The organism is Streptomyces sp. NPDC048290, assembly GCF_040652095.1.
In the GTDB taxonomy this organism is placed as follows: Bacteria; Actinomycetota; Actinomycetes; order Streptomycetales; family Streptomycetaceae; genus Streptomyces.
In genome coordinates this window covers 167,660-181,223 of the sequence record NZ_JBEZLM010000014.1, presented here as the reverse complement: position 1 = coordinate 181,223, position 13,564 = coordinate 167,660, and the positions used below count along the sequence as shown (strand labels likewise).

Annotated in this window: 12 protein-coding genes; 8 read left to right on the top strand and 4 right to left on the bottom strand. The window is 73.5% G+C overall.

Annotated features, from left to right (window positions below):
- Window position 1 precedes the first annotated feature (1 nt).
- The 3 genes from AB0D49_RS24885 to AB0D49_RS24875 all read left to right on the top strand — a co-directional run bounded on the left by AB0D49_RS24885 (window position 2) and on the right by AB0D49_RS24875 (window position 3,297).
- A complete protein-coding gene (locus tag AB0D49_RS24885; RefSeq protein WP_362761192.1) occupies window positions 2-1,342 on the top strand; it encodes a hemolysin family protein in 1,341 nt (446 codons plus the stop codon).
- Window positions 1,339-2,352 (top strand): hemolysin family protein, encoded by a 1,014-nt coding sequence (locus AB0D49_RS24880; protein WP_362761190.1) that lies wholly within the window; start codon window positions 1,339-1,341, stop codon window positions 2,350-2,352. Before AB0D49_RS24885 ends, AB0D49_RS24880 begins: the two co-directional genes overlap by 4 nt.
- A gap of 141 nt (window positions 2,353-2,493) precedes the next feature.
- Window positions 2,494-3,297, top strand: coding sequence for an SGNH/GDSL hydrolase family protein (locus AB0D49_RS24875; RefSeq protein ID WP_362761189.1), 804 nt, complete (start codon window positions 2,494-2,496; stop codon window positions 3,295-3,297).
- 251 nt (window positions 3,298-3,548) lie between these two features.
- Here the strand turns inward: AB0D49_RS24875 and AB0D49_RS24870 are convergent, their stop codons facing one another.
- Window positions 3,549-5,381 (bottom strand): glycoside hydrolase family 3 N-terminal domain-containing protein, encoded by a 1,833-nt coding sequence (locus AB0D49_RS24870; protein WP_362761187.1) that lies wholly within the window; start codon window positions 5,379-5,381, stop codon window positions 3,549-3,551.
- A gap of 260 nt (window positions 5,382-5,641) precedes the next feature.
- Here AB0D49_RS24870 and purB point away from each other — a divergent pair, with 260 nt between their 5' ends.
- Together purB and mug are read left to right on the top strand one after the other, a co-directional pair.
- Entirely contained in the window at window positions 5,642-7,084 is a 1,443-nt protein-coding gene (gene purB / locus AB0D49_RS24865) for an adenylosuccinate lyase (protein WP_362761185.1), read from the top strand.
- A 54-nt stretch (window positions 7,085-7,138) separates the two neighbouring features.
- Window positions 7,139-7,729 carry a G/U mismatch-specific DNA glycosylase gene (gene mug / locus AB0D49_RS24860; RefSeq protein WP_362761183.1) on the top strand — a complete coding sequence of 197 codons (591 nt, stop codon included), beginning with the start codon at window positions 7,139-7,141 and terminating at the stop codon, window positions 7,727-7,729.
- 163 nt (window positions 7,730-7,892) lie between these two features.
- On the opposite strand, the gene AB0D49_RS24855 is transcribed toward mug, so the two are convergent.
- The 3 genes from AB0D49_RS24855 to AB0D49_RS24845 all read right to left on the bottom strand — a co-directional run bounded on the left by AB0D49_RS24855 (window position 7,893) and on the right by AB0D49_RS24845 (window position 10,140).
- Window positions 7,893-8,363: a hypothetical protein gene (locus AB0D49_RS24855; RefSeq protein ID WP_362761181.1), complete on the bottom strand. Its 471-nt coding sequence runs from the start codon at window positions 8,361-8,363 to the stop codon at window positions 7,893-7,895.
- A gap of 89 nt (window positions 8,364-8,452) precedes the next feature.
- A complete protein-coding gene (locus AB0D49_RS24850) occupies window positions 8,453-9,181 on the bottom strand; it encodes an ABC transporter permease (RefSeq protein ID WP_362761179.1) in 729 nt (242 codons plus the stop codon).
- A gap of 2 nt (window positions 9,182-9,183) precedes the next feature.
- Window positions 9,184-10,140 (bottom strand): ATP-binding cassette domain-containing protein, encoded by a 957-nt coding sequence (locus AB0D49_RS24845; protein WP_362761177.1) that lies wholly within the window; start codon window positions 10,138-10,140, stop codon window positions 9,184-9,186.
- A gap of 107 nt (window positions 10,141-10,247) precedes the next feature.
- Here AB0D49_RS24845 and AB0D49_RS24840 point away from each other — a divergent pair, with 107 nt between their 5' ends.
- The 3 genes from AB0D49_RS24840 to AB0D49_RS24830 all read left to right on the top strand — a co-directional run bounded on the left by AB0D49_RS24840 (window position 10,248) and on the right by AB0D49_RS24830 (window position 13,418).
- Window positions 10,248-11,423, top strand: coding sequence for a histidine kinase (locus AB0D49_RS24840; protein WP_362761175.1), 1,176 nt, complete (start codon window positions 10,248-10,250; stop codon window positions 11,421-11,423).
- Between the two features lie 70 nt (window positions 11,424-11,493).
- Window positions 11,494-12,159: a response regulator transcription factor gene (locus tag AB0D49_RS24835; RefSeq protein ID WP_362761173.1), complete on the top strand. Its 666-nt coding sequence runs from the start codon at window positions 11,494-11,496 to the stop codon at window positions 12,157-12,159.
- 101 nt (window positions 12,160-12,260) lie between these two features.
- Entirely contained in the window at window positions 12,261-13,418 is a 1,158-nt protein-coding gene (locus tag AB0D49_RS24830) for an ROK family transcriptional regulator (RefSeq protein ID WP_362761171.1), read from the top strand.
- Window positions 13,419-13,564 lie beyond the last annotated feature (146 nt).

Genomic DNA, 13,564 nt, shown 5'->3' with positions numbered 1-13,564 from the left:
GATGACCGAGGTGCTCCTGCTGCTGGTGGCGATTCTGCTGTCACTGGCGTGCGGTGCCTTCGTCGCCGCCGAGTTCTCGCTCACCACCGTCGAGCGGGGCGAGCTGGAGCGGGCCGTGGAGCGCGGCGAGCGGGGTGCGTCCGGCGCCCTCAAGGCCGTACGGAATCTGACGTTCCAGCTCTCCGGTGCCCAGCTCGGCATCACCGTGACCAATCTGGTCGTCGGGATGCTGGCCGAGCCGTCCATCGCCCGGCTGATCGCCGGTCCGCTGCGCTCGATCGGGGTCTCCGGCTCCGCCGCCTCGTCCCTCGCCCTGGTGCTCGGTACGGCGCTGTCGACCGTGTTCCTGATGGTCGTCGGCGAGCTGGTGCCCAAGAACTGGGCGATCTCCTCCCCGCTGGCGGTGGCCAAGTACGTGGCCACGCCCCAGCGCTGGTTCACGGCGCTGTTCCGGCCGTTCATCACACATCTGAACAACACGGCGAACCGGATCGTGCGCCGGTTCGGCATCGAGCCCGCCGAGGAGCTGGCCTCCGCGCGCGGACCGCAGGAGCTGGCCGCGCTGGCCCGGCACTCCGCCAAGGAGGGCGCGCTGGAGGCCGACACGGCCGAGCTGTTCGTGCGCACGCTGAACCTGGCCGATCTGACCGCGGAGAACGTGATGACACCGCGTGTCCAGGTGGTCGCCCTGGAGGCACAGGCGACCTGCGAGGACGTGGCGAACGCGACGCGGGCGACCGGTCTGTCCCGGTTCCCGGTGTACCGGGGCAACCTGGACTCGGTGGTCGGCACCGCGCACATCAAGGACGTGCTGGCGGTGCCCGCCGACCGGCGCCCGCGCACCCCGGTGGCCGAGCTGATGCGCGAGCCGCTGCTGGTGCCGGAGTCGCTCACCGTGGACCGGCTCCTGGACCGGCTCTCCGGCAAGCGCACGATGGCCGTCGTCATCGACGAGTACGGCGGTACGGCGGGGGTCGCGACGCTGGAGGACATCGTCGAGGAGGTCGTCGGCGAGGTGCGGGACGAGCACGACCCGCAGGAGACCCCCGACCTCGCCCCGGCCGGGCTGGACGACGAGGGGCACCATCTGTTCTCGGCGGACGGCGCGGCCCGGATCGACCAGCTCGCCCGGGTCGGGCTGCGCGCCCCGGAGGGCCCGTACGAGACGCTCGCCGGGCTGGTGGCGACCGAGCTGGGCCGGATTCCGGAGGACGGCGACTCCGTGGAGGTGACCGGCTGGCGGCTGGACGTGCTGGACGCCTCGGGGCGCCGCGCGGCCCGGGTGCTGCTGCACGCCCCGCTGCCGGGGACGCGTGACGAGGACGAGGAGGAGGCGCGATGACCGCCGTACAGCTGCTGATCGGTCTCGCGACCCTGGTGGTGAACGCGTTCTTCGTCGGTGCCGAGTTCGCGCTGATCTCGGTGCGCCGCTCGCAGATCGAGCCGCACGCCGAGCAGGGCGACCGGCGCGCCAAGCGGGTCCTGTGGGGCTTGCAGCATGTCTCCGCGCTGATGGCGGCGGCGCAGCTCGGCATCACCCTGTGCACCCTGGTGCTCGGTGTGGTCGCGGAGCCGGCCATCGAGCATCTGCTGGAGCCGGTGTTCCACGCGGTGGGTGTGCCGGAGGGCGCGGGCCACGTGGTGTCGTTCGTGATCGCGCTGACGCTGGCCACGTATCTGCACATGCTGCTGGGCGAGATGGTGCCGAAGAACATCGCGCTGGCCGAGCCGGTGCGCAGCGCGCTGGTGCTGGGTCCGCCGCTGGTGGCGCTGGCACGGGCCCTGCGGCCGGTGATCTTCACCATCAACGCGTTCGCCAACACCTTGCTGAAGCTGCTGAGGGTGGAGACGAAGGACGAGGTCACGGCCACGTTCTCGGACGACGAGCTGGCCCGTCTGGTGCGCGACTCCGGCGCCGCCGGGCTGATCGACGACCGGGCGCTGGAGCGGCTGCACGACGCGCTGGAGCTGGGCCGCAGACCGGTGAACGACGTGGTGATGCCGCTGGAGCGAGTCACCTACGCGCGGGTCGGGGTCACCCCGGAGGAGCTGGAGCGGCTGTCGGCGGAGTCGGGGTTCTCCCGCTTCCCGGTGGTCGACGAGGGCCGTCGGATCGTGGGCTATCTCCATGTGAAGGACGCGCTGGACGCCTCTCCGCGCGAGGAGCCGTTCCGGCTGCGGGACATGCGGGCCATCGCCCGGGTACGGCAGTCCACGCCGCTGGACGATGTGCTGACCGCGATGCGGGGCAGCCGGACGCATCTGGCGGCGGTGCTCGGGGAGGACGGCCGGCTGGCCGGGCTGGTGACCATGGAGGACGTGCTGCGGGAGCTGTTCGCCCAGCACGCGTAGCCCGTCACGGGAGGCGGGGTGCCGCGGGGCGGCGGGGTGCCGCGGGGCGGCGGGGTGCCACGGGGCGGTGGGGTGCGGCGAGGCGGCCGAGGGAGGGGACCGACCGGCGGGTATGCGCCTCGGGATACCATTTCTGCCGTCATGCAGACGAACCCCGCCTCCCCGGCCCCCGTTCCCGTTCCTTCCTACTCCAGCCTGGTCGCCGTCGGTGACTCGTTCACCGAGGGCATGTCGGATCAGCTGCCCGACGGCTCCTACCGGGGCTGGGCCGATCTGCTGGCGGCCCGTATGGCCGCCGCGGTGCCGGGTTTCCGGTACGCCAATCTCGCGGTGCGCGGCAAGCTGATCGGGCAGATCGTCGATGAGCAGGTGGACGTGGCCGCGTCGATGGGCGCGGAGGTGATCACCCTGGTCGGCGGTCTCAACGACACCCTGCGGCCGTCGTGCGACATGGGCCGGGTGCGCGGTCTGCTCACCGAGGCCGTGGAGCGGCTGGCGCCGTCCTGCGAGCAGCTGGTGCTGATGCGCAGCCCGGGTCGCCGGGGGCCGGTCCTGGAGCGGTTCCGGCCGCGTATGGAGGAGCTGTTCGACTGTGTCGAGGACCTCGCCGCCCGCCATGGCGCACTGGTCGTCGATCTGTACGGCGCCCCGTCGCTGGCCGATCCGCGGCTCTGGGACGTGGACCGGCTGCATCTGACGGCCGAGGGCCACCGCCGGGTCGCGGAGGCCGTCTGGCAGACGCTCGGGCATCCGCCGGAGGACCCGCAGTGGCGTACTCCGGTCCCGCCGTCGGCGCCGCCCGCGTGGGCCGCCCGGCGGGTCGCCGATCTGCGGTTCACCCGGCGGCATCTGCTGCCCTGGATCGGCCGCCGGCTCACCGGCCGCTCGTCCGGCGACGGCCGCGCGGCGAAACGCCCGGAGCTGCTTCCGTACGACGGCGTGTAACGGCACCTGTGCGGGGTCGCCCGTGGGGGACGCCGGTCAGTGCGGCGCCCCCACGGGCGGGACGCGTCCGGTCCCGCAACCGGACGTGCCGGGGACGGGGAGCGGGCACCGGTGGTGACCGGCCCGGCCCCCGTCGCCGTACGAGGCCCCCGCGACGGCGGCTGCCGGTGCCGTCGCCCTCGTACGGCGATCCCCCCGTATGAGCGGGCCGCCCGATCGGGGACGGGCGGCCCGGTCGTCGTACGACCGGGTCAGTCGTCGTACGACAGTCCGTGGCCCGCGGGGAAGAGGGTGCGGGTCGGGTCGTCGGCGCGCTGGATCGGGACCGGGAGTTTGCCGCGCGGGTCGACCCGGCCGGCGATGACCCGGGCGGCGGCGCGCAGTTCGGCCGCGGTCCAGCAGTAGGTGGCCAGGGCCGCCTTGACGCCGCTGAGCTGGGCGATGTCGTACGGGTTGCGTACGGCGAGGTTGATCACCGGGATGCCGGTGGCGACCAGGCGGGTGACCAGGGTGCGCTGGGTGCTGGTGGCGCCCACGTTGTCGGTGACGACCACGATGGCGTCCCGGCCGGTGGCGGCGGCCACGGCGGCGTCGATCGCCGCGGTGTCGGGCGCGCGGCCGGTGGCGATCTCGGTGACGCTGAAGCCCAGCTCGTCCAGGGACCCGGTGAGCGAGGGCAGGGCGAACTTGGTGGCGTCGGCCGGGAAGACCGGGTTGGCGCCGACGACCAGCAGTCTGCGCTGGCGGCGGCGGAGCGGGAGCGTCTCGTCCTTGTTGACCAGGAGGGTCGTGGTCCGCTCGGTGATGCGGTCGGCCGTGGCCAGGTTGCGGTGGGTGCCGACGACCCGGTCGACCTGCTTGTGGGAGACGTAGGGGCTGCGGCTGAGCAGACCGGTCTTGTCCTTGAGGCGCAGGATGCGCAGCACGGACTCCTCGATCCGGGCCTCGGTCAGCTCGCCGGAGCGCACCGCGGCCACCACCGCGCGGAAGGCGACATCGAGGTTGGGCGGGAAGAGGAGCTGGTCGACACCGGCCTTCAGGGCGAGGACGGGGACCCGGTCGTCGCCGTACTTGGTGCGGACGCCCTGCATGTTGAGGGCGTCGGTGACGATGACGCCCTCGAAGCCGAGTTCGCCGCGCAGGACGCCGGTGAGGATGGTCGGCGAGAGGGTGGCCGGGTCGTTGCTCGGGTCGAGCGCGGGGACCTGGAGGTGCGCGGTCATGATCGAGTCGACCCCGGCGGCGATGGCGGCCCGGAACGGCGGGGCGTCGATCCGCTCCCACTCCTCCCGGGTGTGGGTGATCACCGGGAGCTGGGTGTGGCTGTCGGCTCCGGTGTCGCCATGGCCGGGGAAGTGCTTGGCGCAGGCGACGACCCCGGCCCGCTGGTAGCCCTGGACCTGGGCGGCGACCAGCTTGCCGACGGCCTTCGGGTCGGCACCGAAGGAGCGGACGTTGATCACCGGGTTGGCCGGGTTGACGTTGACGTCGGCGACCGGGGCGAAGTTCTGGTAGATGCCGAGGGCGGCCAGCTCGGCACCGGCTATCTGCCCGGCGGTGCGGGCGTCGGAGGTGGAGCGGCCCGCGCCGAGCGCCATGGCGCCGGGCATCTGGGTGGCCGGGGAGCCGATCCGGGTGTTGGCGCCGTGCTCCTGGTCGATGGAGATCAGGGACGGGACCGGCGTGGGCAGGGCCAGGGAGGCGCGCTGCACGCCGTTGGTGAGGTTGGCGATCTGGTGGAGGTCCCGGATGTTCCCGGCCCAGCCGCTGAAGTAGATGACACCGCCGAGGTGGTACTTGGCGATGGCCTCGGCGACATTGCGGACGCCCAGCTCCCGGAGGTTGGACGCCACATGGTTCTGGTCCGGGTTGTCGGCGGAGTGGCCGTAGAAATAGGTGACGAACAGCTGGCCGACCTTCGCCTCCAGGCTCATCCGGGCGATGAGTCTTCGAAGGCGTGCGTCCCGGGTGGCGGGACGTTCGGTGGCGAGGGCGGGGGTCGTGGTCATCCCCAGGGCCCCGGCGCCCGCGACAGCGGTCGCGGAGGCGAGGAGGGTACGCCTGGACAGACTCCGGTCCTGCATACGAAGGAGCTCCTTCCGGCCTTGCACGTCAAGGGAGTTGGCGGAATTTTGAACTTCACCTGGACTGCGGGAAACGTAGCTGTGGATCATTCGCGCCACAAGAGGTCTAGACAAAAAAGGTCTAGACAAAAAAGGGGCTCACTGCGCCGACCAGGGGCTTTGTGAGGTACCTGCATACGGAAAACGCCCCGGCGGCCGTCGGATGGCGCGGAAGTGGCCAAGGAGCGGCCCGCGCGGGCGACCCCGTAAACTCCGTCTACGTGACTTCCGCACCCGCCAAGCCCCGCATCCCCAATGTGCTCGCCGGACGCTATGCCTCCGCCGAGCTGGCCACGCTCTGGTCGCCCGAGCAGAAGGTGAGGCTGGAGCGGCAGCTCTGGCTCGCCGTGCTGCGGGCCCAGAAGGACCTCGGCATCGAGGTCCCGGACGCGGCGATCGCCGACTACGAGCGGGTGCTCGACACCGTCGACCTGGCCTCGATCGCCGAGCGCGAGAAGGTCACCCGGCACGACGTGAAGGCCCGGATCGAGGAGTTCAACGACCTCGCCGGGCATGAGCAGGTGCACAAGGGCATGACGTCCCGCGACCTCACCGAGAACGTCGAGCAGCTCCAGATCCGGCTCTCCCTGGAGCTGGTGCGCGACCGTACGGTGGCGGTCCTGGCGCGGCTCGGCCGGCTCGCGGGCGAGTACGGCGAGCTGGTCATGGCGGGCCGCTCGCACAATGTGGCCGCGCAGGCGACCACCCTGGGCAAGCGGTTCGCGACCACCGCCGATGAGCTGCTGGTGGCGTACGGGCGGCTGGAGGAGCTGCTCGGCCGCTATCCGCTGCGCGGCATCAAGGGCCCGGTCGGCACCGCGCAGGACATGCTGGACCTGCTCGGCGGCGACGCGGAGCGGCTGGCCGAACTGGAGCGGCGGATCGCCGGGCACCTCGGCTTCGCCCACGCCTTCACCTCGGTCGGCCAGGTCTACCCGCGCTCGCTGGACTACGACGTGGTCACCGCGCTGGTGCAGCTGGCGGCGGCCCCGTCCTCGCTGGCCAAGACGGTCCGGCTGATGGCCGGGCACGAACTGGTCACCGAGGGCTTCAAGCCGGGCCAGGTCGGCTCCTCCGCGATGCCGCACAAGATGAACACCCGCTCCTGCGAGCGCGTCAACGGCCTCATGGTGATCCTGCGCGGCTATGCCTCGATGACCGGCGAGCTGGCGGGCGACCAGTGGAACGAGGGCGACGTGTCCTGCTCGGTGGTGCGCCGGGTCGCGCTGCCGGACGCCTTCTTCGCGCTGGACGGCCTGCTGGAGACCTTCCTGACCGTGCTCGACGAGTTCGGCGCGTTCCCCGCGGTCGTGGCGCGTGAGCTGGACCGCTATCTGCCGTTCCTCGCCACCACGAAGGTGCTGATGGCGTCCGTGCGGGCCGGTGTCGGGCGGGAGGAGGCGCACGAGGCGATCAAGGAGAACGCCGTCGCCGCCGCGCTCGCCATGCGGGAGCGGGGGGCCGAGCGCAATGAGCTCCTCGACAAGCTGGCCGCCGACGCGCGCATCCCGCTGGACCGGGCCGGGCTGGACGCGCTGATGGCCGACAAGCTGTCCTTCACCGGTGCCGCCGCCGACCAGGTCGGCGCCGTGGTGGCCCGGATCGAGGAGATCACCAAGCGGCACCCGGAGGCGGCCGGGTACGCGCCCGGGGCGATCCTCTGACCCGACTCAGCCGCAGGAGCCGAAGGTGACCCGGCTCAGCCACAGGAGGTGAAGGTGACCCGGCTCACCCCGCAGGAGCTGGAGGCCGCCCGCGACCGTCTCGTACCGGACGTCGTCGCGGACGGCCTCGATGTGCTGCTCTGCGGCATCAATCCCGGGCTGATGACGGCCGCCACCGGCCACCACTTCGCCCGGCCCGGCAACCGCTTCTGGCCGGTGCTGCACCGGTCCGGCTTCACCCCCCGGCTGCTGCGCCCGGAGGAACAGGGCGAGCTGCCGTCGTACGGGCTCGGCATCACGAACGTGGTGGCGCGGGCGACGGCCCGCGCGGACGAGCTGACGGCCGAGGAGTACCGCGCGGGTGGGCTGCTGCTCGCCGCGAAGCTGGAACGGCTGCGTCCGCGCTGGCTGGCGGTGCTCGGGGTGACCGCGTATCGCGCGGCGTTCGGGGAGCGGGGGGCTCGGGTGGGGCCGCAGGAGCGGGTGTTCGGCGGGACGCGGGTGTGGGTGCTGCCAAATCCCTCCGGGTTGAACGCCCATTGGAGTGTGGGGGCGATGGCGGAGGAGTTCGGGCGGTTGCGGGGGGTTGTGGTGGGTGAGGGCATGGGGGACCACCTCGGGAATGTGGGGGGTGTGGCCGGCTGAGGCGTGGGGTTCGGGTTCGGTGGGGGCGCGTGCGGTCCGTTCGGTGGGGCGCGTCCGGTGGGAGCGCGGAGTAGGGCCCTCCGGGGACGGGTGGCTCGGGGCGGGTCGGATCGGTCAGACGCGGGGGCAGGGCACGCCGGGCGGTGTGGGTCGGGCCCAGGGGTCAGACCGGCGGTATGTCCGTCACCGTGACGATCAGGCGGGCTGGGGTGACGTGTTCCTCCCCCCGTGCTACGCCCAGGGCTATCCAGCGGCCGTGCTCCTGTGCTTCCCAGAGGTGCATGTCGTCCACCAGGACGGCCATGCTCGCCCAGGGCTCGGGTATCTCCTCCGCGCGTTCGAGCCGGACGCGCAGCGTCGCCGTGCCGAGGCGGGGGTGGGGCGGCCAACGGGTGTCGAGACGCTGGGCGAGCGCGTCGCGCAGCGCGGCCAGGTCCCCGGCGGTGAGCGGGGGTGGGTCTCCGGCGGCGCGGGCGGGGAGGGTGTCTTCGCCGTCGCAACCGCCCGTGTCGTCCGTCCACTCCGTCAGGAAGTAGCCCGGTCCCTCCCGGCCAAGGCGTGACCAGCCGGGCGCCGCCGGGAAGGGGCGGGCGCACAGCTGGTCGATGGTGTCCAGGCACCGCGCGATGTCCATGCCTCCAGTAAACCCGCCGCCACTGACAATTGGCGGGGCGTCAGCGGTCGTACGGCGTCGGCGCCCGGCCCGGCGGCCGTGGCCCGGGGTCAGGCGTCGCGGCGCCGGACGCTCCAGGCGCCCGCCGCGAGTGCCGCCGCCGTCCACAGCGCCGTGACCGCGAGGCCGGTCCAGGGGCCCAGGGAGCTGTCCGTGTGCTGCTGGAAGGCCAGTTGACCGGCCCGGTCGGGGAGGTAGTCGACGGCACCGCCCGCCGCGTCCCCGATGACGAAGGACACGATCAGGACGAACGGGATGAGAATGCTCAGCGTGGCGACCCCGCTGCGCAGCAGCGCGGTCAGACCGGTCGCCAGGAGGGCCATCAGCGTCAGATAGACGCCGCAGGCGAGCACGCCCCGGGTGAGCTGTGCCGCGCTGATGCCGTCCGCGGCCTCGCCGAGCGCGGCGGTGCCCACGACGAGCGACACCGCGCCGGTGAGCAGGCCCACCGCGAGCGTCGGGAGCGCGACGGCGACCACCTTGGCGGTGAACCAGCGCCCGCGCCACGGCACCGCCGTGAGCGCCGGACGCAGCCCGCCACCGCCCTGGAACTCGGACGACAGGGCCGTCGCGCCGAAGGCGATGGCGGCGATCTGGGCGGGCGCGATCCCGAGGAAGACCGCGAACAGCGGGTCGAAGCCGGGCTCGGCGGTGTCCGACGTCCCGGCGAGCGCGGCGAACACCGCCGCCACCGCGAGCACGGCCACCAGAGCGCCGTACAGCGAGCGCAGGGTGCGGATCTTCAGCAGCTCGGCGTGGAGCACGGGTGCGAACGGCATGGTCAGACCTCCTGCGCGGGGGTGGTGCGGTGGCCGGAGCCGGACGCGGGGGCGGGCGCCGGGTACTCCGTCTCGGACGCCGTGAGATCGAGATACGCCTGCTCCAAGGTGCCTTCCTCGGCGGCGAGTTCCAGTACGGGAACGCCCTCCTGCGAGGTGAGGCGGCCGATGTCGGCCACGCGGGCGTCCGGCACGGTCCACAGGCCGTCGGCGGCCCGCTCTGCGGGGAGGCCGTGCCGCGCGAGCAGGTCCTTCAGTGCCTCGTCGTCGCTGGTCCGCACCCGCACACCGGGCCGTACCCGGGCGTCGATGAACGCGCGCATCGGCATGTCGGCCAGCAGTCTGCCCCGGCCCAGGACGACGAGCTGGTCCGCGAAGGACGCGGTCTCGGCCATCAGATGGCTGGAGACCAGGACCGTACGGCCCTCGTCGGCGAAGCGCCGCAGCAGGTGCCGGAGCCAGATGATGCCCTCGGGGTCCAGCCCGTTGGCCGGTTCGTCCAGCAGGAGCACGGGCGGGTCGCCGAGCAGCGCGGCGGCGATGCCGAGGCGCTGGCGCATCCCGAGGGAGTACGTCTTGACGCGCCGCCGCGCGGCCGGGGCGATGCCGGTCTCCTCCAGGACGGCGTCCACCCGGGCGACCGGGATGTGATTGCTCACGGCGAGGACCCGCAGATGGTCGCGGCCGGTGCGGGAGCCGTGCGGGGCGTGGGCGTCGAGGAGGGCGCCTACCTCGCGCAGCGGCTCGGCGAAGGCCGGATAGGGACGGCCGCCGACGGTCGCGGTGCCGGAGGTGGCCCGGTCGAGGCCCAGGACGAGGCGCATGGTGGTGGACTTGCCCGCGCCGTTGGGGCCGAGGAAGCCGGTGACCCGGCCCGGCCGGACGCTGAACGTCAGCGCGTCCACCGCGCGTCTGCCGCCGAACTCCTTGCTGAGGTCGTGCACGTCGATCGTGGTCATGTGAGCAGCCTCGCCGGACGGGCCCCGCGCGGGCCTCCCCCGGGAGTGGGGACCGTCTCCCCCGTGCGGGGGAGGGCGCTGTCGGTGGCGGCTGTCACGATGGGCGGATGGTCCGTCTGCTGCGCCCGCTGAGCCGCGGGACGACGTACACCCGGCTGCTGCATCTGGTGGTGCCGATGCTGGTGGTGAGCGTCTGGCTGTTCATCGACATGAGCAAGCCGTGGGTGCCCGCGGTGCTGCTGATCCCGGTGGGGCTGATCCCGGCCGCGCGGCGGGGCGAGGGGCTCCAGGCGCGGTTCATGCTGGTGCCGGACGGGCCGGAAGGACCGGACCCGGCGATCTCCACGGCCCCGTCGGCGACCTGGCGGGACCGGGCGCGCACGGTGCTGTGGCTGGAGGTCCGGCTCGCGCTCTCCGTGCCGACCACCATCGCCATGGTGTGGCTTCCGGCGTTCGCGGTCGCCTTCACCCGGGCCGCGCTGGGCCACCCGGTCCGGGACAACCCGGTGCTGCGGATCGACTCCCCGCACTGGGCGTACGCGCTGCTGGTGCCGCTGCCGCTGATCGCGCTGGCGGCCCTGCTGGTGGCGTTGGGGGCGCTGGTCACGGCGGTGGCACGGCGGCTACTGGGGCCCTCGGCCGCCGAGCGGCTGGCGGCGCTGGAGGAGCGCACCGACCAGCTCCTCGAACGGACCCGGATCGCGCGGGAGCTGCACGACTCGATCGGACACGCGCTGACGGTGGCGGTGGTGCAGGCGGGCGCCGCGCGGACGGCGGGCGATCCGGCGTTCACGGACCGGGCCCTGGCGGCGATCGAGGAGACGGGGCGGACGGCACTGGAGGACCTGGAGCGCGTCCTCGGCGTGTTGCGGGAGTCGGAGCGGCCGGTGAGCGGCAGACCGACGCTGGCCGACGCGGACCGGCTCCTGGAGTCGGCGCGGACGTCGGGCGCGACGGTGGACGCGGAGGTGACGGGTCCCCTGGAGACGGTCCCTGGACCGGCGTCCAGGGAGGGCTACCGCATCCTCCAGGAGGCGCTGACCAATGTGGTGCGGCACGCGGGGCCGGTTCCGGTGCGGGTGCGGATCGCCGTCGAGGGCGACGCGCTCGGCCTGGAGGTGCGCAATCCGCTGAGCGGCGGAGCACCGGGGCCCGGTCGGGGCAGCGGGCTGCGCGGCATCCGCGAGCGGGCGGCCCTGCTGGGCGGCCGGGCGGACACCGGTCGGGTCGAGGGCACGGACGGGGACGAGTGGCGGGTGCGGGTGGCGCTGCCGCTGCGGTGAGCCGGGGTCCGCGCGGTCCGCGGTGAACGGGGGTCCGCGCGGCGGCCGGGCGGGGTCCTAGGCTGGGCGGATGCCGGTCACCGTTCTGCTCGTCGATGATGAACCCCTGGTCCGCGCGGGGCTGCGGGCCGTACTGGAGTCGCAGCCGGACATCGAGGTGGTGGGCGAGGCGGCGGACGGCGCGGCCTTGATCCCTCTCGTGCGGCGGCTGCGCCCGGACGTGGTGGCGATGGACGTCCGGATGCCGCTGCTGGACGGCATCGAGGCCACCCGCGCGGTGCTGCGCACGGTGGACGCGCCACCGAAGATCGTGGTGATCACGACATTCGAGAACGACGAGTACGTCTACGAGGCGCTGCGGGCCGGTGCCGACGGGTTCCTGCTGAAACGCGCCCGGCCCGCCGAGATCGTGCACGCGGTACGGCTGGTCGCCGCGGGCGAGTCGCTGCTCTTCCCGGCGTCCGTACGGCAGTTGGCCGCCGCGTACGGGGCGGACGGCGGCGGGAACCGGGCCGCGCGGGCGGTGCTGGACCGGGCGCAGCTCACCGACCGGGAGGCCGAGGTGCTGCGGCTGATGACCCGGGGGCTGTCCAACGCGGAGATCGCCGCGCGGCTCGTGGTCGGCACCGAGACCGTGAAGTCGCACGTCAGCGCGGTGCTGGCGAAACTGGGGGCGCGCGATCGGACCCAAGCGGTGATCACGGCCTACGAATCCGGCTTCGTTTCGCCTGGCTGACGTCCGCGATGGAGGCGGAGTTCATCGTTCCGCCACTCGCCGGGGCTCCTCCGCGCCGAGTAACATCCGCCCAACAGGCGCACGAGCTGGGAGGACGGACAGTGGGGCGGCTGACCGGCGGGGAACCCTCGCTGCTGCGAAGGATCAATTCCGCGGTGGTGCTGCACGCGTTGCGTGCCACGGATTCCGCGACACTGACCGAGATCACCAAGCTGACGGGGCTCTCACGACCGACCGTCGAAGGCGTCGTGGAGGGGTTGACCGAGAACGGGCTGGTCGTGGAGACGGCCGCCGAGGAGGGCGCGGCCCGGCGTCAGGGGCGCCCGGCCCGGCGGTTCCGGTTCCGGGCCGAGGCGGGATATCTGCTGGGGCTGGAGATCGGCCCGCACCGGGTGGCGGCGCTGCTGGCCGACCTGGACGGGCGGGTGGTCGGCGCCCAGGCCAAGGACGTGGACGCGACGGCACCGGCCGACGAGCGGCTGGAGCGGCTGCGCGGCGCGGTGGCCGAGTTGCTGCGGCGGGCGGGGGTCCCGCGCGGGGCGCTGCGCGCGGTCGGGGTCGGCACACCGGGGATCGTGGAGGCGGACGGCACGGTACGGCTGGGCACCGCGCTGCCGGAGTGGACCGGGCTGCGGCTCGGGGAGCGGCTCGGGCGGTCCTTCAAGTGTCCGGTGCTGGTGGAGAACGACGCCAACGCGGCGGCGCTGGCCGAGCACTGGAAGGGCGGCGCCCGGGACTGCGACGACCTGGTGTTCGTGCTGGCGGGGCTGAGCCCGGGGGCGGGGTCGCTGATCGGCGGGCGGCTGCACCGGGGCTTCGGCGGGGCGGCGGGCGAGATCGGCGCGCTGCATCTGCTGGGCCGCGAGGTGACTCCGGAGCGGCTGCTGTCCACGACGGACGAGCCCCTGCAACCGCTGGACGAGCAGCAGGTGGCGGATGTCTTCGCCCGCGCCCGGCGGGGCGACGAGCGGGCCCGGCAGGCCGTGGAGCGCTTCATACAGCGGCTCATCCACGATGTGGCGGCGCTGGTCCTCGCCCTCGATCCGGAACTCGTCGTCGTCGGCGGCTGGGCGGCCGGCCTGGACGACGTCCTGGAGCCGCTGCGCCGGGAACTCGCCCGCTACTGCCTGCGTCCGCCGCGGGTCGCCCTGTCCCTGCTGGGCGAGGCGGCCGTGGCGACGGGGGCGCTGCGGCTGGCGCTGGACCATGTGGAGGAGGAGCTTTTCGCGGTGGAGGGCGCGGGGGTGGCGCGGCAGTAGGGGGCCGGCCCTGGTGCGCTCTTCTCGGCGTGTCGCCGGGGGGGGCGGGTCTGCTGGCGGGCGCCCTGTGCCGGTGTGTGCGGCTCGGTGGCGGGCGACCTGCTGGTGGCCGCCACGCCGGTGGCTGCCTGCCGGGCCGCTGTATG

Excerpts from the sequence above, each read along its gene's own strand:
- AB0D49_RS24870 (WP_362761187.1), bottom strand. The coding sequence starts at position 5,381 with ATGCAGGACCGGAGTCTGTCCAGGCGTACCCTCCTCGCCTCCGCGACC.
- AB0D49_RS24850 (WP_362761179.1), bottom strand. The coding sequence starts at position 9,181 with ATGCCGTTCGCACCCGTGCTCCACGCCGAGCTGCTGAAGATCCGCACC.
- AB0D49_RS24855 (WP_362761181.1), bottom strand. The coding sequence starts at position 8,363 with ATGGACATCGCGCGGTGCCTGGACACCATCGACCAGCTGTGCGCCCGC.
- AB0D49_RS24835 (WP_362761173.1), top strand. The coding sequence starts at position 11,494 with ATGCCGGTCACCGTTCTGCTCGTCGATGATGAACCCCTGGTCCGCGCG.
- AB0D49_RS24880 (WP_362761190.1), top strand. The coding sequence starts at position 1,339 with ATGACCGCCGTACAGCTGCTGATCGGTCTCGCGACCCTGGTGGTGAAC.
- AB0D49_RS24875 (WP_362761189.1), top strand. The coding sequence starts at position 2,494 with ATGCAGACGAACCCCGCCTCCCCGGCCCCCGTTCCCGTTCCTTCCTAC.
- AB0D49_RS24845 (WP_362761177.1), bottom strand. The coding sequence starts at position 10,140 with ATGACCACGATCGACGTGCACGACCTCAGCAAGGAGTTCGGCGGCAGA.
- AB0D49_RS24840 (WP_362761175.1), top strand. The coding sequence starts at position 10,248 with ATGGTCCGTCTGCTGCGCCCGCTGAGCCGCGGGACGACGTACACCCGG.
- AB0D49_RS24885 (WP_362761192.1), top strand. The coding sequence starts at position 2 with ATGACCGAGGTGCTCCTGCTGCTGGTGGCGATTCTGCTGTCACTGGCG.